Origin of the sequence: Corallococcus caeni, assembly GCF_036245865.1 — a bacterium.
GTDB lineage: Bacteria > Myxococcota > Myxococcia > Myxococcales > Myxococcaceae > Corallococcus > Corallococcus caeni.
This window is the reverse complement of sequence record NZ_BTTW01000002.1, coordinates 154,492-178,108: the sequence shown is the minus strand read 5'-3', so window position 1 is coordinate 178,108 and position 23,617 is coordinate 154,492. Positions and strand designations below refer to the sequence as shown.

23 protein-coding genes are annotated in these 23,617 nt (G+C 70.4%); 2 read left to right on the top strand and 21 right to left on the bottom strand.

Annotation, left to right across the window (positions count from 1 at the left end; genetic code table 11):
• Positions 1 to 27 precede the first annotated feature (27 nt).
• Positions 28 to 483 (bottom strand): hypothetical protein, encoded by a 456-nt coding sequence (locus AABA78_RS08765; protein ID WP_338262524.1) that lies wholly within the window; start codon positions 481 to 483, stop codon positions 28 to 30.
• A 105-nt stretch (positions 484 to 588) separates the two neighbouring features.
• Between AABA78_RS08765 and AABA78_RS08760 the strand changes: the two genes are divergently transcribed.
• A complete protein-coding gene (locus tag AABA78_RS08760) occupies positions 589 to 1,347 on the top strand; it encodes a GNAT family N-acetyltransferase (RefSeq protein ID WP_338262523.1) in 759 nt (252 codons plus the stop codon).
• Between the two features lie 27 nt (positions 1,348 to 1,374).
• On the opposite strand, the gene AABA78_RS08755 is transcribed toward AABA78_RS08760, so the two are convergent.
• The 12 genes from AABA78_RS08755 to AABA78_RS08700 form a co-directional block, all read right to left on the bottom strand.
• Positions 1,375 to 2,193, bottom strand: a complete 819-nt coding sequence (locus tag AABA78_RS08755; RefSeq protein ID WP_338262522.1) for a helix-turn-helix domain-containing protein — start codon at positions 2,191 to 2,193, stop codon at positions 1,375 to 1,377.
• Positions 2,194 to 2,198: 5 nt separating this feature from the next.
• Positions 2,199 to 4,364 (bottom strand): cation:proton antiporter domain-containing protein, encoded by a 2,166-nt coding sequence (locus AABA78_RS08750; RefSeq protein ID WP_338262521.1) that lies wholly within the window; start codon positions 4,362 to 4,364, stop codon positions 2,199 to 2,201.
• Between the two features lie 109 nt (positions 4,365 to 4,473).
• Positions 4,474 to 4,851 (bottom strand): response regulator, encoded by a 378-nt coding sequence (locus tag AABA78_RS08745; protein WP_338262520.1) that lies wholly within the window; start codon positions 4,849 to 4,851, stop codon positions 4,474 to 4,476.
• Positions 4,848 to 6,476: a sensor histidine kinase gene (locus tag AABA78_RS08740; protein WP_338262519.1), complete on the bottom strand. Its 1,629-nt coding sequence runs from the start codon at positions 6,474 to 6,476 to the stop codon at positions 4,848 to 4,850. Before AABA78_RS08740 ends, AABA78_RS08745 begins: the two co-directional genes overlap by 4 nt.
• A 180-nt stretch (positions 6,477 to 6,656) precedes the next feature.
• The gene (locus AABA78_RS08735; protein ID WP_338262518.1) at positions 6,657 to 7,286 is read right to left on the bottom strand and encodes a DUF2378 family protein; all 630 of its coding nucleotides are present in this window, start codon (positions 7,284 to 7,286) and stop codon (positions 6,657 to 6,659) included.
• 268 nt (positions 7,287 to 7,554) lie between these two features.
• The gene (locus AABA78_RS08730; protein WP_338262517.1) at positions 7,555 to 8,718 is read right to left on the bottom strand and encodes a pyridoxal-phosphate-dependent aminotransferase family protein; all 1,164 of its coding nucleotides are present in this window, start codon (positions 8,716 to 8,718) and stop codon (positions 7,555 to 7,557) included.
• Positions 8,719 to 8,874: 156 nt separating this feature from the next.
• Entirely contained in the window at positions 8,875 to 9,774 is a 900-nt protein-coding gene (locus tag AABA78_RS08725; RefSeq protein WP_338262516.1) for a zinc metalloprotease, read from the bottom strand.
• Between the two features lie 228 nt (positions 9,775 to 10,002).
• Positions 10,003 to 10,908, bottom strand: a complete 906-nt coding sequence (locus AABA78_RS08720; RefSeq protein ID WP_338262515.1) for a zinc metalloprotease — start codon at positions 10,906 to 10,908, stop codon at positions 10,003 to 10,005.
• A 208-nt stretch (positions 10,909 to 11,116) separates the two neighbouring features.
• Positions 11,117 to 12,328 carry an MlaD family protein gene (locus tag AABA78_RS08715; RefSeq protein ID WP_338262514.1) on the bottom strand — a complete coding sequence of 404 codons (1,212 nt, stop codon included), beginning with the start codon at positions 12,326 to 12,328 and terminating at the stop codon, positions 11,117 to 11,119.
• Positions 12,325 to 13,155, bottom strand: a complete 831-nt coding sequence (locus AABA78_RS08710; RefSeq protein ID WP_338262513.1) for an ABC transporter ATP-binding protein — start codon at positions 13,153 to 13,155, stop codon at positions 12,325 to 12,327. The genes AABA78_RS08715 and AABA78_RS08710 overlap by 4 nt, the downstream gene beginning before the upstream one ends.
• 14 nt (positions 13,156 to 13,169) lie before the next feature.
• Entirely contained in the window at positions 13,170 to 13,967 is a 798-nt protein-coding gene (locus tag AABA78_RS08705) for an MlaE family ABC transporter permease (RefSeq protein ID WP_338262512.1), read from the bottom strand.
• Positions 13,964 to 14,470 (bottom strand): hypothetical protein, encoded by a 507-nt coding sequence (locus AABA78_RS08700; protein ID WP_338262511.1) that lies wholly within the window; start codon positions 14,468 to 14,470, stop codon positions 13,964 to 13,966. The genes AABA78_RS08705 and AABA78_RS08700 overlap by 4 nt, the downstream gene beginning before the upstream one ends.
• Positions 14,471 to 14,808: 338 nt before the next feature.
• On the opposite strand from AABA78_RS08700, the gene AABA78_RS08695 reads away from it, so the two are divergent.
• On the top strand, positions 14,809 to 15,195 hold the full coding sequence (locus AABA78_RS08695; protein ID WP_338262510.1) for a hypothetical protein: 387 nt from the start codon (positions 14,809 to 14,811) through the stop codon (positions 15,193 to 15,195).
• Positions 15,196 to 15,201: 6 nt separating this feature from the next.
• Here AABA78_RS08695 and recF read toward each other — a convergent pair whose 3' ends face one another.
• From recF to AABA78_RS08655, 8 genes are all read right to left on the bottom strand, one after another.
• Positions 15,202 to 16,329, bottom strand: a complete 1,128-nt coding sequence (recF, locus tag AABA78_RS08690) for a DNA replication/repair protein RecF (protein WP_338262509.1) — start codon at positions 16,327 to 16,329, stop codon at positions 15,202 to 15,204.
• A gap of 44 nt (positions 16,330 to 16,373) precedes the next feature.
• The gene (locus AABA78_RS08685) at positions 16,374 to 16,700 is read right to left on the bottom strand and encodes a hypothetical protein (RefSeq protein WP_338262508.1); all 327 of its coding nucleotides are present in this window, start codon (positions 16,698 to 16,700) and stop codon (positions 16,374 to 16,376) included.
• Positions 16,701 to 16,723: 23 nt separating this feature from the next.
• Positions 16,724 to 18,277: a hypothetical protein gene (locus AABA78_RS08680; protein WP_338262507.1), complete on the bottom strand. Its 1,554-nt coding sequence runs from the start codon at positions 18,275 to 18,277 to the stop codon at positions 16,724 to 16,726.
• Complete coding sequence (locus tag AABA78_RS08675; protein ID WP_338262506.1) at positions 18,267 to 19,679, bottom strand: hypothetical protein; 1,413 nt, start codon at positions 19,677 to 19,679, stop codon at positions 18,267 to 18,269. The genes AABA78_RS08680 and AABA78_RS08675 overlap by 11 nt, the downstream gene beginning before the upstream one ends.
• Before the next feature lie 443 nt (positions 19,680 to 20,122).
• Entirely contained in the window at positions 20,123 to 20,350 is a 228-nt protein-coding gene (locus AABA78_RS08670; RefSeq protein ID WP_338262505.1) for an SMODS domain-containing nucleotidyltransferase, read from the bottom strand.
• Between the two features lie 138 nt (positions 20,351 to 20,488).
• Complete coding sequence (locus AABA78_RS08665; RefSeq protein ID WP_338262504.1) at positions 20,489 to 21,559, bottom strand: site-2 protease family protein; 1,071 nt, start codon at positions 21,557 to 21,559, stop codon at positions 20,489 to 20,491.
• A complete protein-coding gene (locus tag AABA78_RS08660; RefSeq protein ID WP_338262503.1) occupies positions 21,552 to 22,280 on the bottom strand; it encodes an RING finger protein in 729 nt (242 codons plus the stop codon). Before AABA78_RS08660 ends, AABA78_RS08665 begins: the two co-directional genes overlap by 8 nt.
• 81 nt (positions 22,281 to 22,361) lie before the next feature.
• Entirely contained in the window at positions 22,362 to 23,570 is a 1,209-nt protein-coding gene (locus AABA78_RS08655) for an ATP-binding protein (protein ID WP_338262502.1), read from the bottom strand.
• Between the last annotated feature and the right edge of the window lie 47 nt (positions 23,571 to 23,617).

Sequence of the window (23,617 nt, the reverse complement as noted above, 5' to 3'; positions counted from 1 at the left end):
GCGCAAGGCTGCGGAAAGATTCATGAATCAGGCGTCGAAACGCGAGGGCGGGAGGCGGTCCTCCAGCGCCGCGATCAACTCTTCATAAACAGCCTTGCGGGCGAAAAGATGTCGGGTGACGAGCACCCTTCCCTCTTCCTTGAGGAAGAGCCCGAGCACGCTCCCCCTCCGGCCGACCCGGCGCACGGAATCAATCTGTCCCCAGTGCAATTCGAGCGGCTGGCCGCTGAAGGGACGGGCCACCCGCACGCCCGCGGAATCCAGGGTGATGCCCCACCGGGCGCGGGGGCGCAGGCGGTGGACGGAGACGAGGAAGGTGAGCATCAGGCCGGCGCTGATGCCGGCCCGCGCCATGGCGACCAGCCCCCCGCCGCCCCGGTAGTCCGCCAGGGCCCAGGCGGTGAGGACCGCCAGGAGGCACGCGCCCAGGATGAGGGAGATGCGGGTGGGACGCGGATCGAATGAAAAGAAGCGCGGGGTCATGGCTTGGAAGGGATGGAAACCTAACCCCCTGGCGGACCGTGCGCGCGTCCTTTCCTCCGAGGCTGTTCTTTGGCCGTCGTCCCCACGCATAGGCTGCCGGCCCGCATGACGGATGCCGAACTCACCTCTCGACTTCTCACCAACCTCATCGCCTTCAAGCGCCTCCAGGCAGAGCGCGGCTCGCTGCGCCACCTCCAGCTCCCCGGCGTGGACGCGTTCGCCCTGCCGTCGTACCAGGACGCGCACTTCCAGCAGGTCCTCTTCACGGACGCGGACGCGCTGGCCGCCGCGCTGCCGGCCGTCACGGCCTTCTACCGGGAGCTGGGGCTTTCGCGCTGGCGCGTCACCGTGACGCCGGGGCAGCGGGACGCGCTGCGGGTGCTGGGCGGGAACGGCTACCGGCCGGACTTCACCGTCGTGGCCATGGGGGCCTGGCTGCACGAGCTGCCGGACCAGGCGCCCGGGGTGCCGGTGGAGACCGTGGAGGACATGGGCGACCTGGTGGAGCTCAACGTCCAGACCTACGGCCAGGAGTGGCGGGACATCCTCGCCGTCTGGCGGCGGCCGCCGCTGCCTGTTCCGGTGCACACGGTGGTGGCGCGAGAGAACGGGAAGGCGCTGTCCTGCGGGCTGGCGGTGGACGTGGCGGACACCGCGGGCGTGTACCTGGTGGCCACCCACCCGGACGCGCGGGGGCTGGGGCTCGCGTCGGCGGTGATGCGCGGGCTCATCTCCGAGGCGCGCCGGCGCGGGTGCACCGCGATGGTGCTCCAGTCCACCCCGGCGGGCCTGCGCGTGTACCGGCACCTGGGCTTCCGCGACATCGGCGCCTGGGAGCACTGGGTGCCGCCGCGGGCGGGCTGAGGCTTCAGCCGGAGCTTCACCGGAGCTTCAGCGCAGCGCCTCCAGCTCCTCCAGCGTCTCCAGCACCCGCTGGGGGTCCTCCGCGCCGTGGAGCCGGTCCGCCAGCCCGCGCCCCGCCAGCCTCGCCACGTGCGCCAGCCGCATCAGCCGCGCGCGGCCCACGTGGCCATCCACCAGCGCCACCACCAGCCTCAGCGGCTGGCCGTCCGGCGACTCGACCTTGAGGGGCCGGGCCAGCGTCACCAGCGCCGCCACCGGGGCCGCGCCGGCGACGAACGCGTGCGGCACCGCGACGCCGTTGCCCACCTGGGACGGGACCTCGCCCTCGCGCCGGCGCAGCCCCTGCGCCAGCGTCGCCGCGTCCACGCCGGGCAGCGCCGCCGCCAGCCGCCCGGCCGCCACGTCCAGCGCGTCCTCGTAGTCCCCGCAGGAGAGCTGCACCACCACCCGCTCCGTGGACAGCAGCGGCGCCAGCGGCGGCACGGGTTCGTCGCCGCGCACCTCGCGCAGGGGGAACTCCGCGTCCAGGAAGGCCCGCACGCGCGCCAGCTGCGCGCCGGTGAGCTTGCGCCGCGCGATGTCCAGCAGCAGCGTGCCCGCGGCGGGCACGTCCTCCAGGTAGCCCGCCACGTACGGGCTCACCCGGTTGGCCACGTCCATGAGCAGCCCCGGGGGCACGTCCAGCTCCCGGGCGATGGCCGTCAGCCGCTCCTGCGTGGGCGGCGCGTCCACGCCGTTCTCCACGCGGCTGAGGTACGCGCTGGACACGCCGATGCGGCGCGCCAGGTCGCGCAGGGACAGGCCCGCGTCGACGCGCAACAGCCGCAGTGTGGCACCCAGGTGCATGGCGCTCAGCTCCGCGCGCCGACGGGCTGCGTCGTCTCCGGAGACGAGCCCTGCGTCCGGGCCCCCTCCGGCGTCTGGGCCAGCACCGCCGCCCCCTCCGGGTGACGCACGAGCAGCAGCGAAGCGGGCGCGCCGCGCACGATGCGCTCGCGCTGCACGCCGAACCACCGGTCTTCCAGGCCCCACTCGGCCCCCAGGCCCACCACCACGAGGTCGTAACCCGCCTTCGCTTCTTCCAGCGCCGCGTCTTCCGGCGACGCGTGGCGCACCACCTTGAGCTTCACGGAGGCGCCCTCCTCCGCGGGGAACAGCTCCTCCACCTGCGCCCGGCCCGCGCCCGCGCCATCCGGCGACGTCACGTGCAGCACCGTCACCTCCGCGCCGGCCTGCTTCACCAGCCGCCGCGCCAGCCCCAGCGCCGCCCGGTCATGCCGGCTGCCCACGAAGGGCACCAGCACCCGGCGCACCTGCGTCAGGCCGCGGTCCACCAGCACCGCCACCGTGCCGCCCGCCTCCTGCATGACCTCGTGCACGGTGCCGCCCAGCACCGTCTGGCTGAACAGCGGCTTGTGCCAGCCCAGCAGCACCAGGTCCGCGCGCTTCGCCTGCGCCGTGCGGCAGATGTCCCGCGCGGGCTCCGACGACACGAACGACAGCGTGCGCACCGACAGGCCCAGCTTCTCCGCCCGTCCCACCAGGGGCGCCAGCGCGCCACCGGGCGCGGCGGACGGGTCCAGCGCCTCGTCCCCTCGGGCCTTGAGCGACCGCTCCGGCGACAGGAGGTGCAGCGCGTAGAGGTTCGCCTCGTTGCGCTCGCCCGCCAGCGCGCGCGACAGCACCGCCATGCCCGGGCCGGCCTGCCCGTGCGACACGCACAACAGCACCGTGTACGCGGACGGAGGCAGCGGCGGCTCCGGCGCCCGCACCAGCTGTTCGCGCGCCTGCTCCTCCGGTGAATACAGCAGGCGCAGGAACGGCGTGGTCATGAAGGTCGTGACCAGCGCCATGATGACCATCATGGTGAAGAGCGTGGGCGAGATGACGCCCAGGTCCAGGCCCAGGTTGAGCACGATGAGCTCCATCAGGCCGCGCGTGTTCATCAGGACGCCAATGGCCCCCGCCTCCTTCCACCGCAGGCCCGTGAGGCGCGCGGCCACCGCGCTGCCGCCGAACTTGCCCAGGCACGCGAGGACGATGATGGCACCGCACGTGAGCCACGCCTCCGGGGTGTCCAGCAGGCCCAGCTGCGTGCGCAGGCCGCTGAAGGCGAAGAACACGGGCAACAGCAGCACGACGGCCACGTCCTCCAGCTTCTCCGCCAGCGCCGCCGCCAGCCCGCCCTCCTTGGGAATCACCGCGCCGAACATGAAGGCGCCGAAGAGCGAGTGGATGCCGATGTATTCGGTGGTCCACGCGGAGGCGAGCAGGAGGATGAGCGTGATGGCCACCACGTTCTGGGTGAGCCCCTCGCGGTTGGCCACGCGCGCGCCCAGCCGGGCGAGGAACGGCCGCACCAGCAACAGCATGAAGCCGATGTAGAGCAGCGCGAACAGCGTGGTGAGCCCCGCGTGCGCCAGGTCCGACGCGCGCACCAGCGACACCACGAACGCCAGGATGCACCACGCCGTCACGTCGTCCACCGCCGCGCACGCGATGGCGATGGCGCCCAGCTTCGACTGCATGAGCCCGCGCTCGCTGAGGATGCGCGCCAGCACCGGGAAGGCCGTGATGCTCATGGACACGCCCATGAACAGCACGAACGAGGAGAACGGCACGTCCGGGCTGGACAGCGACTTGTAGAGCCACAGCGCGCCCGCCGCCGCGCCCAGGGCGAACGGGACCACGATGCTGGAGTGGCTGATGGCCACCGACGCGTGCCCCCGCCCCTTCAGCAGCTTCGGGTCCAGCTCCAGGCCAATCAGGAACATGAAGAGCACCAGGCCGACCTCGGCCAGCATCTTCAGGAACGGCATGGACTCCGGCGGGAACAGCCAGTGCATGGCTCCGGGCGCCAGCCAGCCCAGCAGCGACGGGCCCAGCGCGATGCCCGCCACCACCTCCGCGATGACCAGGGGCTGCCCCAGCCAGCGCGCGCCGCGGCCAATCAACCGCGACACCGCGATGATGACGATGAGCTGGACCAGGAGCTGGGCGAGCATGTGAGGATTCATCTGACAGGCCTCGCTGGGAAAGTGTTAAGGACGCACTTACCAAGCCCCCACGCGCAGCGTCAACCCGCGCGAGCAGGGCCGCCCGCGAGGGAAGGACATACCCGGAGTGTCAGGCGGCTTCCGGCGCCTTGTGGGCCGCCACGGCCTTGAGCAGCGTCTCCACGTCCACCGGCTTGCGCAGGTAGCTGCAGGCGCCCATCTCCTCGGCGACCTGGCGGGCGTTGGCGGAGGCGGAGAAGACGAGCACGGGGATGTCGCGCCACGCGTCCACCTCGCGCATCTGGCGGCCGAACGTCGCGCCGTCCATCACCGGCATCATCATGTCCAGCAGCACCAGGGCAGGCAGTATCGACTCCGTGCGGAGCACCTCCAGCGCCTGCAGGCCGTTGCCCGCCCCCAGCACGGTGTAGCCCGCGTCGCGCAGGACCTCCTCCAGCGCCTCCCGCAGGTCCGTGTCGTCATCCACCACCAACAGCGGCCGGCTCACTCGCGCGTCTCCTTCTCCAGCGGCAGCTCCAGCGTGAAGCGCGCGCCCTCTCCGGTGGCGGGCTCCGCCCAGGCCCGTCCGCCGTGCGCTTCCGCCGCGCGGCGGGCCAGGTACAGCCCCAGGCCCAGGCCTCCATACGAATGCGAGCTCACCGCGCGGCCGAAGCGCTCGAAGATGCGCTCCACCTGGTCCACGGGAACACCAATGCCCCGGTCGCGCACCTGGATGCGCGCGAAGCCCCCTTGCCGCCCCACGTCCACCTCCACTGGCCGTCCCGGACCGAACTTGAGCGCGTTGGATATCAACGCCGCCACCGCCTGGTCCACCCGAAGCCGGTCCCACGTCCCCCAGAGCCCGCGGCGGGGGGACTGGCGCAGCTCACAGCCGGCCGCGCGGGCCTCCGCCTGGAAGCGCTCCAGCACCTCCGCGACCAGCTCCTCCAGGTCGAAGCGCTCGGGCATCAGCGACAGCTCGCCGCTCGACAGCTGGGACACGTCCAGCAGGCCCTCCACCAGCGTGCCCAGCCGGCGCACCTGGCGCACGCTGCGCTCCAGGCGCGTCACCACGTCCGGCTCCAGGTGGTGCGCCTCCGAGCGCTGCAGCAGCGTGCCCAGCTGCAGCCGCAGCGTGGTGAGGGGGGTGCGCAGCTCGTGCGCGGCCACGGTGAGGAACTCGTCGCGCAGGCGCACCGCCTCGCGCGCCTCCTGGAAGAGGCGGGCGTTCTCCAGCACCAGCCCCGTGCGGCGCGCCAGCTCCTGCGCCAGCGCCAGGTCCACCGGCGAAAGCAGGCGCTCGCCCAGCGTGCCCATGGACAGCACGCCCAGCCGGCCCTCGTTGCCGGGCAGGGGCACGTTCACCACGGAGCGCAGCCCCAGCCCCTCGATGGCGCGCTGGTGCGCGGCGTCCCGGGTGATGGGCTCCGGGCGCTTGCGCACGTCCGGCATGAACTCCGGCTGGCCGGTGCGCAGCACGTGCGCGGGGCCCGCGGCGGACTGGGGGTCCAGCGGGAAGCGCTGGTCCAGCTTCCACGCATGGGCGCGCCGCTCCGCGTCCGGGTGCGCCAGCGCCACCAGCCGCAGCCCGCCCTGGTCCGGGTCCTGGAGGAAGAAGGCGCACCAGTCCGCCACCCGGGGCACCATCAGCTGCACCAGCTGGTCCAACCGCGCGGCCTGCTCCAGGGACGCGGTGAGCAGCTCGCTGGCCCGGGCCAGGATGTCCCGGTCCACCTCCGCCCGCGCGCGCTCGCGCCGCACGCGCGTCTCCTCCAATTCGCGCGCCACCGCCGGGCCCAGCCGGGCCATCCGGTCCTTGGAGAAGCAGTCGCGCGCGCCCGCCTTCATCAGCGTGACGGCCTGCTCTTCACTCAGCTGGCTGGACAGGACGATGAGCGGCACGTCCTGCCCGTGCGCGTGCAGCAGCGCCAGCACGTCCAGCGCGGTGAAGCGCGGCAGCCGGTAGTCGCACAGCACCAGGTCCCAGGCCTCGGCGGCCAGCGCTTCCCGCAGCGCCTCCAGCGAGTCCACGCGCCGCGCCGTGGGCAGGTAGCCCGCCTGCTCCAGCTCCGCCGTCACCAGCGCCGCGTCGTTGACGCTGTCCTCCACCAGCAACAGCCGGAAGGGCGTCATACCCGGGCCCCGCCTGTCTCCATTCGCGTGACGCCTCCCATGGGGTGTGGGCCTCTCTCACCACATGCTAGTGGTCCTCCCTGTCACGCCAGCGGGAGAAATGGGGGACGTTCAGCACCAAGCAGTGGCTGGTGAACGTCCCGCCAGAGGGCCCCACGCAGCGGGTGGGGTGCGTCCGGACTACCAGGAAACGTCGTATTCCGTGTCCAGCAGGGACAGCTGCCGCCCGTGCACCTGGATGTCCTGGGCGCCCACGGCCTCCAGGGCGGCCTGGAGCACCCCCTCGTGGTACGGCGCGGGCATGAAGTCCCGGCGCATCACGAAGCGGGCGCTGTGGTCCCCGGTCCAGAGCACCCCGCGCTCTCCGTAGCTCACCGCGACGCGGTAGTTCTCGACGATGTGCTGGAGCATCTTCCGGGGGTTGCGGCCGGCCGCCTGCATCAGGTCCCGGCCGAACATGGAGGCCAGGAAGTCCACCGTGGCCTGCGTCCCGATGTAGCGCAGCGACTGGGCCCAGTCCCCCAGCTGGGGCCTGAGCAGCCGCGTCGCCTCGGCGGACATCGCCAGGAAGCGCGTCACCGGGTACAGCTCCGCGGGGTTCAGCTCCTTCAGCCCGGACGCCGACAGGCACTTCGCCGCGGCCGCCTCGCCCTGGAGGAAGCCCACCACGCCCACCACGCCCTGGAAGAACATCCCCCGCGCCCCGTCTTCCGGGGTCGCGGCCAGGCACCGCTCCGTCAGGTGCCACGCCGCGCTCTCCTCCGCCCTGCCCGCCGCCCTCGACGAACCTTCCACCGGTCCGCGATCCATACCCACCTCCACATCAGGCGCTGGAATCAGACCACCCGTTCCACGGGTCCCGTCCGCCAGCGCAGCCCTTCCCCCTCACAGGTGCCGGGGCCCACGCCCCGCTCACACCTTGCAGCCTATTCACACATTTCCATTAAAACGCCAAGGAATCCGAGTAAGCCCGGAAGTACCTGACATTATCCAGGAGCTTACACAAATCTAATGGGAGTGCGGACAGCTTTTCTCGTAGCCTGAGAAAAAAGTGGGGGTCGGGCTCCTCACCCGGGCCTCACCCGGAGAGCGCGGCCTGGGCGGCGGCGAGGCCCGTTCCCGCGGCGGCGGCGCGGTGGCCGGCGGCGTGGAGGGCCCGCTCGATGGCGCCCACGGTGACGAGCACGTCCCCGGCGCTGACGCGGTTCATGTGGCCCACGCGGAAGTAGCGCGGCTTGATTTCCGGGTGGAGGCCGCCGGCGATGGCCACCCCCTGCGCCTTCACGCGGCCCACGAAGGACGCGTCCACGCCGTCCGGGTAGTAGACGGCGCTCAGGGTGTTGGCGGCCACGGCTTCGGAGGTGGGCACCAGTTTGAGCCCCAGCGCGCTCCAGGCGGCGCGGAAGGCGCGGGCCATCCGGCGGTGGCGCTCGAAGCGGGCCTCCATGCCCTCCGCGAGGATGTGGCCCAGGCTCACGTCCAGCGCGCACACCAGGGACGTGGGCGGGGTGGCGAAGTAGGCGGGCTTGCCGGACTCGTAGGCCTCCATCACCGGCAGCCACTCCGCCCAGTCCGCGTACACGCTGGCGACGGGGGACTTGCGCGCCTTCCAGGTGGCCAGCGCGCGGGGGCTGACCGTGAGGAGCGCCAGGCCCGGGGGCACGCCCACCGCCTTCTGGCTGGCGGTGAGGTACACGTCCGCGCCCCACGCGTCCTGGTGGAAGGACTCCCCGGCGGTGGCGCACACGCCGTCCACCACGGCCAGGACGCCGTGCCTTGCCGCGGCCTTCACCAGCGGCTCCACGGGCGCGAGCACCGCGGTGGAGGTGTCCACGTGGGTGACGGTCATCAGCTTGAAGCCGCCCCGCTGGAGCTCCGCCTCCACCTGGGCCACCTCCGGGGCGCCGCCCACGCTGGCAGCGCGCACGTGCGTCACCTTCGCGCCGTGGCGCTCCAGGATGTGGGCCATGCGGTCGCTGAAGTAGCCGGTGTTCACCACCAGCGCGCGGTCGCCGGGCTCGACGAGGTTCGCCACGGCGAGTTCCATGGCCAGCGTGCCGCTGCCGGAGACGACGAAGGGCTGCGCGCCGGGGGCGAGCGACACCTCGCGCAGGCGCTTCAGGGCCCGGCCGAAGGTGGCGATGAAGCCCGCGTCCAGGTGCCCGGGCACCGGCGCCGACAGCGCCTGCAACACCTCCGCGTCCACGTCCACCGGCCCGGGAATCATCAACAGGTCTCTCACGGCGCCACACCCTCCTGGAGCCCTCCGGGCAGTGGAGGGCGGTCCCCCACTGTGGCCAGCGCGGGCCCGGCTTGTCCACGCTGGAAAAGGAAGACGCCGGAGCCCCCGTGCAGAAGGGACTCCGGCGTCGGACACTTCAGGAAGCGAAGACGCTGACTAGCGGTACGTCGCGGTCACGCTGTCCGCGCGGGCCACCTGGCCGGCGGTGAACGTGTTCATGCAGTTGTCGTCGGTGTAGTCCATGAAGTTGTAGATGGGGTCCGCGCCGCCACCGGAGCAGGTGTCACGACCGGCGGGGCAGCCGAACGCGGCGGAGGCCTCCGGAGGCGTGTCGCTGACGGAGTCGCCCGGGTTGTTACAACCGCCCTGGAACGTGTGGTACAGGCCCAGCCAGTGACCGACCTCGTGCGTGCCCGTGTCACCCTCGTTGTAGGGGGCCGCGGTGCCGCCGGGGACGCTGCTGTAGAGGATGACCACGCCGTCCATGGAGGGCTGGCTGGTGTAGCTGGAGGGGAACGTCGCCCAGCCCAGCAGACCGCCGGACAGGTTCGCCGTGTAGATGTTCAGCGCGGCGGCGGTGCCCTTGCGCAGGGCGGACTTCATCTTCTTCTCCGCCGCGGAGCCGCTGCGCAGGTTGTACCAGGTGCTGTTCGTGGTGCGGTCCGTGCCGGCCAGCGTGAACTTGAACGGGGTGTTGGAGTACGCCGCGTTCAGCACGTTCATCTGCGCGGTGATCTGCGAGTCCGGGATGTCGCCGTTGGCGATGCCCGAGCCCTGGTTGATGACGTGGAAGTACACGGGCACGCTCACCGAGCCCACCGCGCGCTTGGCGCTCACGCCGCGGGCCGCGATCGCCGCGTCAACCTCGAGCTTCTCATCGGCGGTCAGCTCGACCGTCGCACAGCCACGGTGCGGCACCGCCTGCTGGGTGGCGGTCTCCTCCGCCGGAGCCTGCTCCTCGGGAGCCGGGGCGCTGCTGCTGCAGCCCGCCAGGGACATCAGGGTGCCAAGGACCACCGCGACACGGCCACTGCGCTGCGCGACGAAACGAAGCATTGTTTCCCAACTCCTAGAAAAGTGGGGGAGACACCAATACACGTACGAAACAGTTCTAGTCAACGGGTGCGGTAAAATTGAATTCCCGGCGAAACCCGTTGAAGACAAACCAAGCGTCACAGGCCGGGATACGGCCTGTCCGTGTTTCATCCAGGAAATGGAAAACGCCGGAGCCCCCTGTTTGGGGACCCCGGCGTCGTCACATCGGCCACGGCCGCTCCGCTCTTTTTAGCGGTACGTCGCGGTCAGGCTGTCCGCGCGGGCGCTCTGGCCGGCGGTGAACGTGTTCATGCAGCTGTCGTCGCTGTAGTCCATGAAGTTGTAGATGGGGTCCGCGCCACCGCCGGAGCAGGTGTCACGGCCGGCGGGGCAGCCGTACGCGGGCGACGCCTCCGGGGGCGTGTCGCTGACGGAGTCACCCGGGCTGGCGCAGCCGCCCTGGAACGTGTGGTACAGGCCCACCCAGTGACCGACCTCGTGCGTGCCCGTGTCGCCCAGGTTGTACGGGGACGCGGTGCCGCCGGGCACGCTGCTGAAGAGGATGACCACGCCGTCCATGGACGGGCTGCTGGTGTAGCTGGAGGGGAAGGTCGCCCAGCCGAGCAGACCGCCGGACAGGTTCGCCGTGTAGATGTTCAGCGACTCCTTGCCGCCCTTGCGCAGGGTGGTCTTCATGGAGCGCTCGGCGCTGCTGCCCTGGGCCAGGTTGAACCAGGTGCTGTTCGTGGTGCGGTCCGTGCCCGCCAGCGTGAACCGGAACGGCGTGTTCGCGTACGCCGCGTTCAGCACGTTCATCTGGCTGGTGATCTGCGAGTCCGGGATGTTGCCGCTGGAGACGCTGGTGCCGTTGTTGATGACGTGGAAGTACACGGGCACGTTCACGGAGCCCACCGCGCGCTTGGCCTGAACGCGGCCCGCGATCGCGGCTTCAATCTCCAGCTTCTCATCGGCCGACGGCTCGATGGTGGCGCAGCCGCGGTGCGGGATGGCCTGCTGGGTGGCGGTCTCCTCCGCCGGAGTCTGGGGCGCCTGCTCCTCGGGAGCCGGGGCGTTGCTGCTGCAGCCCGCCAGGGACATCAGCGTGCCAAGGACCACCGCGACACGGCCACTGCGCTGCGCGACGTGACGAAGCATTGTTTCCCGACTCCTTGAAAAGCAGGGGGAGCGGGGAATACGCCTTCAAACCCATCCAAGTCAATACACAGACAGTCTTGGAAACACTGCGAAACCGTATGGGCTCACACGGTGTCTCGCCGCGTGAAACATGGGGGTCTGTCTTTGACCCAGGAGGCGTTTCGCACCCCGGCCTTCCTGACGCGGCCGGATGGCCCGGGGCGTTGGCTCAGGGCGTTGAGGAAGGCGTGGCAGGCGCGGAGGCCGGGGTGGCGGGGGCGCCCGCGTCCGCGGCGGGCGTGAGCGGGGTGGGGGCCGTCTGCGGGGCTCCCACCTGGTCCAGGGACTCGTGGTTGCTCACGGAGAAGCGCACCAGCGCGCGGAGGATGCGGTTGCGCTTCACGTTGCCCAGCACCTCGCGCAGGTCGTCGTAGACGGTGGGGTCGTTGACGAGCGCGCCCAGGGTGCCGTCGCCCTTGGCCACGGTGGCGGTGATGGTCTTGATGTCCGCGGCGGCGCTGCCCAGGTCCGCGAACATGCCCTTCGCGTCGCCATAGATGAGCTGGTGCACGGCGCCGTTGGGGCTCTTCTTCGCGTCCTCCAGCAGGCCCGCCAGCTGGCCGGCGGCCGCCCCCAGCTCGCGCATGGCGACCGCGCCGTCCTGGCCGTAGATGAGCGCGTGCGCGGTGCCGTCGCCCCGGCGCACCTCGCCCAGGATGGCCTCCACGTGGCTCAGGGCCCCGTCCATGCGCTTCGCGGCGCCGGACGCGTTGACGAGCAGCGTGTTCACCTCCTGGCCGGTGCGCGGGTCGTAGATGAGGGCGTGCAGGGCGCCGTTGCCCTTCTCCACCTCCTCCATGATGGAGCGCAGCGAGGCGACGCTCTTGGCCAGGTCCCGCGTCAGGTCCGGGTTCGAGTACGCCTTCACGGCGTCCTTGAGGGACTCGCTGATTTCGACGGAGTTATCCATGACGCGGCTGGCGCTGCTCATCAGCTTGGACAGGTCCCCGCCGCTGCTGGACTTCACGACGCCGCCGGGCGCCACGGGCGGCTGGTCCGCGCTGCCCAGGGAGATGTCCACCGCCTTGTCGCCCAGCACGCCCATGCTGGTAAGCCGGGCCACGGAGTCCGCGCGGACGCGGTCCGCGTAGGCGCTGGCCACCTGGAACTCCACCTGCAGGCGGCTGTCCTTCAGGTCCTGGGAGAAGGACACGCTGTTCACGCGGCCCACCTTCAGGCCGCCAATCCACACGGGGGACTGGTCGCTCAGGCCGTCCACGCTCGCGAAGTAGGCGCGGAAGAGGACCTGGCGCTGGAAGAGGTTGGACTCACGGCCGATGAAGAAGACGACGACGCCGGCCACCGCGAGGCCGATGGCGACGAAGAGGCCCGCCCGCACGGCCAGGCGCTTTTCCTTCGAGGTCGAGGTGAAGAGACTCATGGTGTTCCCCGGGGGTTCAGCTCCAGGCGGCGCGCGTCGATGAAGGCGCGCACCTCCGGCACCTGGGAGCGGCGCATCTCCTCCGGGGTGCCCACCTGGACGATCTTCCGGTTGGCCAGCATGGCCATCCGGTCCGCCAGCACGAAGGCGCTCACCATGTCGTGCGTGACGACGATGGACGTGGCGCCCAGGCGCTGCTGCATCGACTCAATCAACTCGTTGATGGTCTGCGTGGTGACGGGGTCCAGGCCCGTCGTCGGCTCGTCCCAGAGGATGACCTCCGGCTCCGTGGCGATGGCGCGCGCCAGGCCCACGCGCTTGCGCATGCCGCCAGACAGGTCCGACGGCATCAGCTTCTCCGTGTTGGGCAGATCCACCAGCTCCAGCTTCTCCGCCACGCGCTTCTGGATTTCGGCGCGGGACATGGTGGGGAAGTGTTCGCGCAACGGGTACGCCACGTTGTCCGCCACGCTGAGCGAGTCGAACAGCGCCGCGCCCTGGAACACCATGGCCACGTGCTTGCGGACCTCCAGGAACTGCGCCTCGGAGAACTTCGCCAGGTCGTAGCCTTCGAACAGGATGCTGCCGCCGTCCGGGTGCAGCAGGCCGATGAGGCACTTGAGCAGCACGCTCTTGCCCACGCCGGAGCCGCCCAGCACCACCAGCGTCTCCCCGGCGCGCACGTCCAGGTCCACGCCGTCGTAGATGCGCTTGGGGCCGAACTGCTTCATGAGGCCGTCGAAGCGGATGAGCTCCTCGCCCGGCGTGGGCTTGCGGAAGCGGAACGGGACAGCGGGGTCTGCGTGAGCGGAGCGGGCCTTGCGCATGGGGGCGTGCGGCTTCAGAAGTAGAGCGTGATTTTCGTGATGAAGAAGTCCGCCAGGCACACGGTGACGGAGGTGATGGCCACCGTCTGCGTGGTGGCGCGGCCCACGCCCTCCGTGCCGCCCTCCACCGCCAGCCCCTTGAAGCACCCCACCAGGCCGATGATGAGCCCGAACACGGCGCCCTTGATGACGCCGGAGACGAAGTCGCCCATCAGCACCGCGTCCAGCGCGCCCTGGAAGAACTGGTCCAGGGAGATGCCGTACTGGGACTTCACCACCAGCGCGCCGCCCACCAGGCCCACCACGTCCGAGAACACGGTGAGCACCGGCATCACGATGAGGCACGCGAACACGCGCGGCACCACCAGCTTGCGCAACGGATCCGCGCCCAGCGCGCGGATGGCGTCCACCTGCTCCGTCACGGTCATGGAGCCCAATTCCGCGGCGATGCCGGACCCGATGCGCGCGCCCACGGTGAGCGCGGTGAGCACGGGGGCCAGCTCCCGGAACAGCGTGAGGATGACGACGCGGCCCACGGTGTACTGCACGCCGAAGCGGGCGAGGAAGTAGCCGAACTGCAATGAGATGACGAGCCCCGCGAACGTCGCGGTGAGCAGCGCGATGGGCAGCGAGCGCACGCCCAGGGACTCGGTGTGGAAGACGAGCCCGGCCCAGTCATAGGGCGGGCGCACGGCGCGGCTGAACACCTGGCCCGTCATGACGGACAGGGCGCCCAGGGACTCCATGCGCTCGCGCAGGCGCTCCTTGAGGCTGGGGCCGCCGCCGGCAAAGAGCTTCGCTTCGGGCATCATCGCTGGCGCTCCGCGTGGAAGCCTTGGAAGAGGCTCTCGAAGTCCGCCATGCGCTGGTCGGCGGTGCCCACCGGGGCGACGTAGCTGAAGTCGAAGACGCAGTTGTCCTTCTTGAGGACCACCAGCTCCAGCTGGATGGGCACGCCGTCGAGCTTCGCGACGTAGCGGCTTCGCAGGGCCTCACGGCCGTCCAGGGTGAAGCTGCGCTGGCCCAGGTCCTGGCGCTCGGTGAAGCCCATGAGCAGGTGCTTCGTGAGGACCTGGAGGGACGGGTCGTCGTGGTCCCGGCAGGTGGAGTTGGTGGCGATGACGCGGCCGGTGTCGCCCCGCTCCACGAAGGCCAGGTCGTTGTCGTCGAAGCCGCGGCGCTCCCAGACGTCGTTGGACAGCGGGCCGACGCGGTACTTCACGTCGGACTTCTGGAGCACCGAGTCCTCGAACGTCGCGCGGTGGCACCCCGCGAGGAGGGCGGACAGCACGAGCGTCAGCAGCAAGCGCGACATGGCACCATTTCGTTCGTACCGGAGAGGCCCGGTGGGACGGGGTGCTCGTCATGGTGCACGCCCGGCGGGTCCGCAAGAACTTCGACGGAGCGAACGTCGACTCACGGACGCGCGCCGGACGAGGGCCCGACGCCCTGTCAGGTCCCCGGACATCTCGTGCGCACGCGGTCGTGGGAACACGAAGGAGACCGGGGGCGAAGGCCGTGTATTCCGAGCCATGCGCCGGGGGCCGCTCTCCCGCCGTGTCCCCGGTCGGACTGGGGAAGGCGGGCTGCATGCGCACATGGGGAAGGCGCATGTTCAGCCGGGAGCCGGGGGATTCTCCCGAGGAGGATTCGATGGACGGCGGACTGGCGATATTCGGATTCGGGCTGTTCCTCTTGTCGATTGCCAGCCTGTACGCGCGCACCGCGTACTGGCTGGCGTGGCCGCTGCTGGCGATCTCCATGCTGGCGATGGGGATGGCGTTCAGCGAGTCGAAGCGCCTGCGGGACCTGTCGCTGGGGGTGGCGGCGGTGCTGGGGGTGTTGTTCATCGCCGCGCTGGCGACGGGCACCGTGTGGTGGCTGACGCTGGCGGTGTTCCTGTTCGCGGTGGCCTTCGGGATGCTCTGGGCGGAGTTCCGCTTCGAGTACTTCGGGCACGTGACGCGGCAGGAGTTGCCGCACCACCACGCGCGCCGGGGACCGGTGCACTGGCCCTGGCAGCGGCGGCGGGTGCACTGACCCGGGTTATGCCGGGGTTTGTTCGGTGGCCACCTGTCCCGCGTGGACGGTGAGCCACAGGGTGTCACTGGCGGCGGCGGCTCGCACGAGCCCCGCGTCGGTGGTGGTGAGGAAGACCTGCGCGCCGCTCCGGGCCAGGTAGCCCATGAGGTAGGCATTGCGCTCGGGGTCCAGCTCGCTGGAGACGTCATCCAGGAGCAGCAGGGGGAGGAAGCCCATGGAGGCCTCCAGGTTTTCAATCTCCGCGATCTTCCATCCCAGCACCAGGGCGCGCTGCTGGCCCTGGCTCGCGTAGGCGCGCGCGCTGCGGCCCCCCAGCGTCACGGAGACATCGTCCACATGCGGGCCCACGGAGGTGAAGCCGCGGTCCAGGTCGCGTCTCAGACGCGCGGAGAGGGCCTCGCGCAGGGCGGTAGCGAGGGCGGCCTCGTCGGCATGGGCGAAGTCGGCGCCGAGGTGCGCGGGGTGGTAGCCGTAGACGGCGGGGTCGGCGGTGCGGCCGATGGACGCGAAGGTGGCCTGGGCGCGGGGCGCGAGCTCGGCCATCAGCGCGCGGCGGCGGGCGTAGAGGCGGGCGCCCGAGCGGGCGAGGGTCTCGTCGTACGCGTCGAGGTACGCGGCGTCGACGGTGGCGCCGTCGCGGAGCAGGCGGTTGCGGTTCTTGAGGGCCCGGGCGTACTCGCGGCTTTCCTTGAGGAAGGCGGGGAAGCGGTTGAACACGGCGCGGTCGAGGAAGGCACGGCGCGCGTCGGGGCCGCCCTTGATGACCTCCAGGTCGTCGGGGGTGAAGGCGACGACGGAGACCCCGCCGAAGTAGTCCTCCAGGCTGGAGGCCTTCTTGCCGTCCACGAGGGCCTGGCGGGTGCCGCCGCCAACCTCGACGGAGATTTCACGCTCGGCGCCCTTGAGGAGGAAGCGGCCGGTGACGCGGGCGGCGGAGGCGCCCCAGCGCACGAGCTCCGAGAGGCGGCCGGCGCGCAGGGGCTTGAGGGTGGCGAGGAAGTAGAGCGCCTCCAGGAGGTTGGTCTTCCCCTGCCCGTTCTGGCCCACGGCGATGGTCGCGTGAGGGCTGGGTGCGAGCTGCACCGTCGGGAGGTTGCGGAAGTCCTGGACCTGGAGCGAGAGGAGGCGCACAGCGTCACCGTGAAGGGGGAGTGCTTCGTACTACAGGCGTCCCACTACCCGATGAAGATATCCGCCTCTGGCAGGGCAGCGGCGCGCTCAAGAATCGTCAGTGCCGCGTCCAGCCTGGGCCTCACGGCGACTGTGCCCTCGCCTGGCTGCTCCTCCATCCACTGACGAAGCGCGCGCAGCTCCGTGAGCACCGGACCGAGGTCTTCCTTCTGGAGGGGTACGCCCGTCCTGAACAGGGGCACCCACCGCAGCCCAAGAGCCTCACAGCCGGGAACCCAATACCGGCGGAAGACCTCCTCGGTCGCCAGTGGAACCAGCTCCTCGCTCGTCACGCTTTCCGGAAGCTGCTTCATGAGGATGGAGATCGACATTCCAGTTCCTTGGGCGAACCCGCTCACGGACCATACGTCGCGGTGAAGGACCAGCCCGGGTTTTCCTGCGTCAGGCGTGCGAGCTGCTTCGACACGACTTCTCTCAGCGCAGGACTCCCGTCTTCAATCCTGAAGAGGATGCTTCGATACTTCTTCAGTTCCGAAAGCGGAGGCACCTTGGGAGTTCCTCCAACGGCAGGGCGCGTGGCGCTGGCCTGTGTCATGAGGTTCCTGATCCGAACCGTCGTCTTCTCGTAGATCTGTTTCGCGGCCCATTGCTCGGCGGTCTGCATGGGCTGTCCCGTTCTGGGATGGAGGACATCCAGGTTCCTGGCCGACTTGTCCTCGATGAACATTCCGGGTTGGATCTCATCGAACTCTCCCAGCGGGTTTCCGCGGGAATCGACAATCTCCACGTTCCGGTAACTTCCCGCCACGTCGGACGCGATACCGGGAGCACCGCCACTCGTGGCGGCGCTGGAGCCCGACAGGACGTAGAGTCCGCCTACGCCTGCTCCGACCGCAGTGGCCATCCGCCCCACGGGCACAGCGACGCGTTCCACCACCAGAGCCCCATCGCCGGTGAGGGACAGCATGGGGAGCATGGCTTCTACTCCTCCCGTCGCCGTGGTCAGGGCGACAGTAGAGCCCTTGGCGATACCGCCTCCCGCGTAGAGCGTCGTCAACAGCTTCGCGACAGTCCTCACCTGCTCTCCTCGCGGCATGGAGGCGAAGCGCTCCAGGTACTCGGGAGAGGAAGCGACGAGGGCGGCGATGCCCTCTGGCAGATGTTGAAGTGCCAGGAGGCTGTCCGTTGGGGAGGTGAAGAACTTCCCGATGGACATGGCCAGCTCGAAGAACGCGTCCGCGGCGCCATCCAGCGACCGGCTGAGGATGTCCGCGTCGTCGTACACCTCCACGACGAACCCATTGAACACGGGATGGAGCCGCGCATCCGTCGGTCGGAACACGCCACCGGTGTCGACGTAGAAGCGCCCCAACTCGAAGCCCAACGCAACGAAGGCCCCGTCCTTCCACTCCACCGGCCCTACGCGCTGCTGCGTGCGTCCGTTGATGACCCACGCGAGACAGCCGTCAGGCCTCAACACCGCGAGCCGTTCGAGCCGGGTCATCCGGCGCAGGAGTTCCTCCCGCGACACGCTGTCACCCTCCAGCACCTCGCGCAGCAGCAGGCTCGCACCCATGCGAGGCGGGAAGTTGCCCAGGGTCACGGGCTTCTTCAGCAATACCGACAACAATCGCGCGGCCTGCGTCGGCGTCAGCGCGGATGCACGCAGGGGCAGTTCGTCCCAGGGGTCCAGCCCCGCGAGCACCAGCAGGTGCTCGAAGGCATCTGCCTCCGGGGGGTCGGGGATGAAGGCCCGCTCGGCGACCTGGGCCCGTGCGCTTCGCGCGACCTCCGTGTCCAGGGAGCGCTCGACGTGATGTCGTCGCAGCCGTGAGGTCCCGCTCGGCTCGAGGGCTGCTGCCGAGCCCTGCTTCAGGATGCCGCGGTGCCCGGCAGCACAGCCCGTGAGGAGCAGGACCGTGCTCAACAGCAGCACTTCAGCGCGCATTGTCCACCCCCACGCCCAGAGACGCGTAGGCGCCCGGACGCAGCGCTCCGTCCGCCTCCGGAAACAACAGCGTTCCTCCTTGCCCCAGCGCGTACAGTCTCCCCGCGAAGCGCCAGCGCAGGTCTCCGGACACGAGGTAGCGGGCCCCTTGCCGTCCCAGGCCCATTCCCAGCACGCTCACGGCGACTTCCAGGTTCCGCTCGAAGAGCTGGAGGGCGAGGCGTCCGTCCGTGTCCACGCGTCCCCAGGCGAAGACCTCTACCGCCCAGGAGAGGGTCAGGTGCCGCTGCGTCCTCCCCACCAACCGCTCCGCGTCCCAGCCCACATCGGCTTCAGCGTAAACAGACGCACCCTCCGGAAAAGACGCCTCCGCCAGGGGCTGCTCGGAGGTGCCCACCGCGCGAAAGCGCGCCAGCTCGTAGTCCGGGCCGAAGGCCCCTTGGCGGAAACCTCCGTGCTGCCGCCGCGCCTCCAGGCGCAGCCGCACGTTCAACCTGGTTGTCTCCGCGTCCGCCCCCACTCCAGCCACCGCGCCCCAGGCGCCACCCGTTCCAGGATGGCCTCCCCAGCCGGCCAGCAGGTGCAGTTCGAAGCCCGGACGCGTCCACACCACCGCGGTCCCATCCAGGTGAGCCAGCGTGACCTGAGGCGAGGTCCCCTCCCCCTTGCCACCCTCGTGTACGGCGGATACGGCCAGCGTGTACCGTCCGGCTTGGGCTGGCTGGCCGAAGAGGATGTGCTCCAGGTCCACCTCGGCTTCCGCTCCGAAGAGCCGCGCGCCAAGGACGTCCGAGGCGAAGACTTCCCCGTAGAGCGGGCCGAGGGTCCCCGTGAAGAAGCCTCCCGCCGGGTGGTAGTCGGGGTTGATGCGGTTGGAGTAACGCCGCACCAGGTGCCCGGACAGCAGGCTGTAGCTCTCCAGCGCTCCCATCCACAGCGCCCAAGGGGCTTTGTTTGACCCCAGTTTGAGGGCTCGAACCACCTGCCCCCAGTCCGACGGGCTGTCCCAGTCCTCCTGGCGGAAGGCGCCTGCGTTCCGCTTGCCGTCCCACAGGCGCAGCCTCACCGGCGCACCCAGGTTGACGGCGAACTCCGCGCCACCATCCAGCATCAGCGTGGGAGCGACCTGGACGAAACCCTCGCGTGTTCCGCTGCCTCCGCGAGGCAGCAGGGCAAGGGTCGACACCTCGAGCCGGGTCAGGAGGTGCCAGTCCTCCACTGCGCTGGGCGGTTCCAGTTCCAGGGCCTGAAGGTGAGGAGTGCTGCTCGCGGACTGAGAGGCGTGACGAAAGATGGAGGAAAGTTCGCTGGCGGTCGCATCCGGGGCTTGTTCCCGTGCGACCACTCGGTCGGGCCATGCCCACGCCAGGAGACACAGCGCCACGCCCCACCTTCCGCTCATGGACAATCCCCTCACCTTCCGTGAAGCCTCCGCACGGCCATGCGAAGCAGGGAGTATCAGGGCGGGCTGACTTGACGACCTGGACCGGAGGGAAGCGGCACGGAAGGCGAAAACCTGTGCAGTTTCACTTTCGGACCACTTGCCGTGATTGGACCAGATCAGGTGATCGCCGTGGGCCTTCGGGTAGTCGAGCCCGCCTTCGATCCGCTCTCCGAGCGTCTGCAATGTCATCCGCGCGGTGAGCAGCGCGACCTGCTCAACGTCCATCCCAAGCCCGCAGGGTTCTCCTCGAAGGGTTTTACATAGAGGAGCCTCTCTTCAGGGCTTGTGTCCGAAGAGGTTCGGGGCCTTCTGAGGACGAATCGCAACCCATCGTTCAGCACCAACAGGAGCAATCCCTGCTCCATGAACAACCGTTGCGCTTGTTCGTTCGGCAGCCGCTGTCAAATACCGGCCTCGTCCGAGAAGACGAGGAAGAGGTCGATGTCATGGAGGGGACGGATGGCTGTATTCCGACCATACGACCCCGACAGGATGGATTCCTTCGGCCCCAGGCGACGGCGCATCGCATTGAAAACGAACTCCTGCTGACGCGTAGCCTCGCGCGCTTCCCCCTCGCGCAACCGCAAGTCCTGCATGAACCGCTCGAACGCCTGGGCCACGGTGAGCATTGTCGGAGCCTCCCTCTGTAAGGGAAACGATGGAGACCCCGGGAATTACCTCCGGCCCCTTCGACGTCACTCTCAGGAACTACAACGGCACCCATCGGTCCTGGCCGGGGCGCGTGGATTCCCGGGTGGAGGCGTTTTTCACAGCGCCGCCGTCGCCCCCGTCCAGTGCCGCGCGGCCCAGCCCAGTGCAGCCAGTCCCACCACCAGCGCGCTGTACTCCACCAGCGTGCGCAGGTCGCCCTTCTCCGACGCGGGCGTGAGCAGGGCGCGGAACACCGCCACACCTCCGATGAGCAGGAGCAGGTTCTCTCCCGTGAGGAACCACGTCGCGCCCAGCACGGCCACCGCCAGCCACCGCTGCTTGCGCGCCAGGGCCCGGAACCCTCGCGAACCGTCCAGCTGCCACAGCGGCACCAGGTTGAACAGGTTCAGCCACGCCGCCGCGTGCGCGATGGCGCCCAATGCCTTCCATCCCGTGAGCACCGCCGCGACCAACACCACCACCGCCGCGGCGCTGCCCCAGATGGGCCCCGCGAGCCCCACGCGCGCGTCCTCGCGCTCATCCACCGGCACCTGCTTCAGGCGCACGAACGCACCCAACCCCGGGATGAACATGGGCGCATCCGCCTTCATGCCCTGCCGGCGCAGCGACGCCACGTGCCCCATCTCGTGCACGTAGATGCACGCCACCAGCCCCAGCGCGAAGCTCCAGCCCCACATCGTCCAGTAGACGCTCACCGCGAACAGCATGGAGAACAGCGTGCTCGCCTGCGTGAGCCCGAGCAGCAGCAGCTTCCCCTTGCCCAGGAGCAGCGCCAGCACGAACTTGAACTTCCACAGCATCAGGCCCACCGCGCCCATGCTGGCCAACACCTTCGGCATCCCCGAGCGCTTGCGCTCCGCCTCCGCCAGCGGCACCGCCAGGCCCTGCGCGTCCGCCTGCTGGCTCAGCGCCGTCACCCGCGCCGTCACCTGCGCATGCTGCGCCGAGCCCGGCGGCAACAAGTCCAAAGCCTCGCGCCACAGCGCCAGCGCCTCCAGCGGCGCGCCCCGCTCCGACGCCGCCTGCGCGTCCGCCGCCAGCTGCGTCAGCCGCTTGCCGTGCACCAGCTTCCGGCATGACGGACACGTGAGCAGCCGGGGCGCCAGCTCCGAACCACACCCCTCACAGCGCTGCGCGAGGAGCGAAACCGCGAGCGCCTCAGCCAACGGCCTGCTCCTGCTCCGCCGGCGCCGCCTCACCCTGCGCGGGTGCCTCCTGCAGCTTGAACGGGCCCGCGATGTTCAACACCGTCCGCTTCGTGCGGCGCCACGCCTCGAACAGGGCGAAGCCGTAGATGAGCCCGGAGATGGGGCTGTTGATGCCAACGAGCACCGGCGCCGCCACGGTGACCACGCCCGCGACGACCAGGTTGCGCCCCGGGGACGGCGGCTCGGCCGCATCCACAGCGGCTTCGGCCTCGGCTGGAGGCGGCGCCTCGATCTCCTTGTAGACATCCGGCGCGAGCGAGCCCGCCACCGCGAAGTACGTCAGCCCCACCGCGAGCGCCTGGTAGACCCAGCCGCCGCGTGACTCCGAGCCCTTGAACACGGCGGTGCCCACCATCCACCCCACCAGGATGGCGATGAGGCCGATGTTATAGCCCGTCAGGCCCACCACCCAATACACGAGCGCCCCCGCGATGGCCGCGCCAAAGCCAAACACCGACGCCATCACGAAGCGCTTCGACTTCGAGCCGCCCGTCATCGCCGACTCCACCTGCTCGCGGCACTCGGGACACAGCAGGCGCTGGTTCGCCTCGAAGTAGACGCTCCGGATGGCGCGCTGGCAGAAGGAGCACTTCGTCGCCGAGGGGGCTTCGGTGAACTCGGCGCGGTCGAACTGCAGCGATGCCTCTTCGGAGGCAGGCGGAGGAACAGGCTGGGTCATGGGCGGGGTGACAACCGGAAAAGGAGACGGCCCTGTCAACCTAACAGAAGCCTTCCAATCACCCCAAACCGGCGTCTGTCTTCAGCCACCCTGCCGCAGCGCCGCGTGACGCGCCGCCTGCACCAGCGCGACCAGGTCCCCGTTGCGCGCCACGTCTCCGCTCGCGGGCTTCGCGTGCTCCGGTGAGAACAGCCGCGCGGGCGTGCGCGCCTGGCCTCTCAGCATCACGAAGAGGCGCAGGGCGTCCCGCAGGGCCTCCGCCTCCGGCCCCTCCTCCGTGCGCGCTCGCTGCGCGGCCTGCTCCAGCCGCGCCCACGCGACCTCTTCACTCCACGCGCCCCGGGGCCGCTCGCGCGACAGGGCCGCCAGCGCCGCCGCTGTCTCCACCAGCCCCGCGCGCCCTTCCGTGAAGACGCTCCGCGCGGACAGCCGCAGCGCCGGGTCCTCCGACAGCGCGGCCCGCCAGGACAACAGCGCGGGCAGCTCCAGCTCGCGCGGAACCACCGGCGCCAGCTCCGCCTCCAGCACCGCTCGCACGCGAACCCTCGCCACGTCGTGCCAGAAGGCCGCGTGCAACAGCAGCTCCGGCCCGCTGCGCGCCACCCGCGTCGGCGCACGGCGCATGCGCCGCTGGAGGAAGTCCTTCACCCTCCCCCGGCTGTCGTAGCGCTCCAGCCGCTCCCACAGCGCCACCAGCGCGGCGGCCCCCAGCGGCAGCGCCCGCGCCAGCTCCCGCGCCTCGTCGTCGGAGAACGCCGGCGCCCCTTCCGTCACCGGGCGCTTGAACACGCGCTCGAACACCTCGCCCGCGGCGCACGCGGCGCGCAGCTCCGGCAGGTTGCGCGGCAACAGCTCCACCGCCTGGGCCCAGACACGCCCGCCCAGGAACGGCGCCGCGTCCAGCACCTCCGTCTCCAGGCGCAACAGCCGCGCCCCCAGCGTCGCGGGCACGTCCGCCGCTTCGTCATCCGACGCCGAGGCCAGCCGCCGCTCCGCCGCGCGCTCCACCGCCTCGCGCAGGCGCTCCACCTCGTGCATCAGCCGGACGGGCGCCGCGTCTCGCGGCCAGCCCTCCGCCTCCACGCGGCGTCGCAGCGCGGCCAGCGTCGCGTCCACCTCCGGCTGGGCCGCGGCCACCTCCCGCAGCAGCTCGAAGTGGTTGCGCGTCCGGTCCTTCCAGAAGAAGGACTCCAGCACGCCCTTGAGCGTGCGGTAGCGCAGGCGCGTGGCCTCCAGGAGGTCCGCTCGGTCCTCCAGCCGCGCTTTCAGATCATCCGGACGGGTGGCCACGCCCCCATCATAAGGAGCCGCCGCGCCGGGCGCAGGCCTCCCCTTGG

What these genes read in the sequence shown, in the direction of transcription:
- AABA78_RS08710 (WP_338262513.1), bottom strand. Translation starts at nt 13,155, where the DNA reads ATGCGCAAGGCCCGCTCCGCTCACGCAGACCCCGCTGTCCCGTTCCGC.
- AABA78_RS08735 (WP_338262518.1), bottom strand. Translation starts at nt 7,286, where the DNA reads ATGGATCGCGGACCGGTGGAAGGTTCGTCGAGGGCGGCGGGCAGGGCG.
- AABA78_RS08705 (WP_338262512.1), bottom strand. Translation starts at nt 13,967, where the DNA reads ATGATGCCCGAAGCGAAGCTCTTTGCCGGCGGCGGCCCCAGCCTCAAG.
- AABA78_RS08680 (WP_338262507.1), bottom strand. Translation starts at nt 18,277, where the DNA reads ATGCGCGCTGAAGTGCTGCTGTTGAGCACGGTCCTGCTCCTCACGGGC.
- AABA78_RS08765 (WP_338262524.1), bottom strand. Translation starts at nt 483, where the DNA reads ATGACCCCGCGCTTCTTTTCATTCGATCCGCGTCCCACCCGCATCTCC.
- AABA78_RS08760 (WP_338262523.1), top strand. Translation starts at nt 589, where the DNA reads ATGACGGATGCCGAACTCACCTCTCGACTTCTCACCAACCTCATCGCC.
- AABA78_RS08675 (WP_338262506.1), bottom strand. Translation starts at nt 19,679, where the DNA reads ATGAGCGGAAGGTGGGGCGTGGCGCTGTGTCTCCTGGCGTGGGCATGG.
- AABA78_RS08670 (WP_338262505.1), bottom strand. Translation starts at nt 20,350, where the DNA reads ATGCTCACCGTGGCCCAGGCGTTCGAGCGGTTCATGCAGGACTTGCGG.
- AABA78_RS08695 (WP_338262510.1), top strand. Translation starts at nt 14,809, where the DNA reads ATGGACGGCGGACTGGCGATATTCGGATTCGGGCTGTTCCTCTTGTCG.
- AABA78_RS08715 (WP_338262514.1), bottom strand. Translation starts at nt 12,328, where the DNA reads ATGAGTCTCTTCACCTCGACCTCGAAGGAAAAGCGCCTGGCCGTGCGG.
- AABA78_RS08750 (WP_338262521.1), bottom strand. Translation starts at nt 4,364, where the DNA reads ATGAATCCTCACATGCTCGCCCAGCTCCTGGTCCAGCTCATCGTCATC.
- AABA78_RS08660 (WP_338262503.1), bottom strand. Translation starts at nt 22,280, where the DNA reads ATGACCCAGCCTGTTCCTCCGCCTGCCTCCGAAGAGGCATCGCTGCAG.
- AABA78_RS08755 (WP_338262522.1), bottom strand. Translation starts at nt 2,193, where the DNA reads ATGCACCTGGGTGCCACACTGCGGCTGTTGCGCGTCGACGCGGGCCTG.
- AABA78_RS08740 (WP_338262519.1), bottom strand. Translation starts at nt 6,476, where the DNA reads ATGACGCCCTTCCGGCTGTTGCTGGTGGAGGACAGCGTCAACGACGCG.
- AABA78_RS08685 (WP_338262508.1), bottom strand. Translation starts at nt 16,700, where the DNA reads ATGTCGATCTCCATCCTCATGAAGCAGCTTCCGGAAAGCGTGACGAGC.
- AABA78_RS08720 (WP_338262515.1), bottom strand. Translation starts at nt 10,908, where the DNA reads ATGCTTCGTCACGTCGCGCAGCGCAGTGGCCGTGTCGCGGTGGTCCTT.
- AABA78_RS08700 (WP_338262511.1), bottom strand. Translation starts at nt 14,470, where the DNA reads ATGTCGCGCTTGCTGCTGACGCTCGTGCTGTCCGCCCTCCTCGCGGGG.
- AABA78_RS08725 (WP_338262516.1), bottom strand. Translation starts at nt 9,774, where the DNA reads ATGCTTCGTTTCGTCGCGCAGCGCAGTGGCCGTGTCGCGGTGGTCCTT.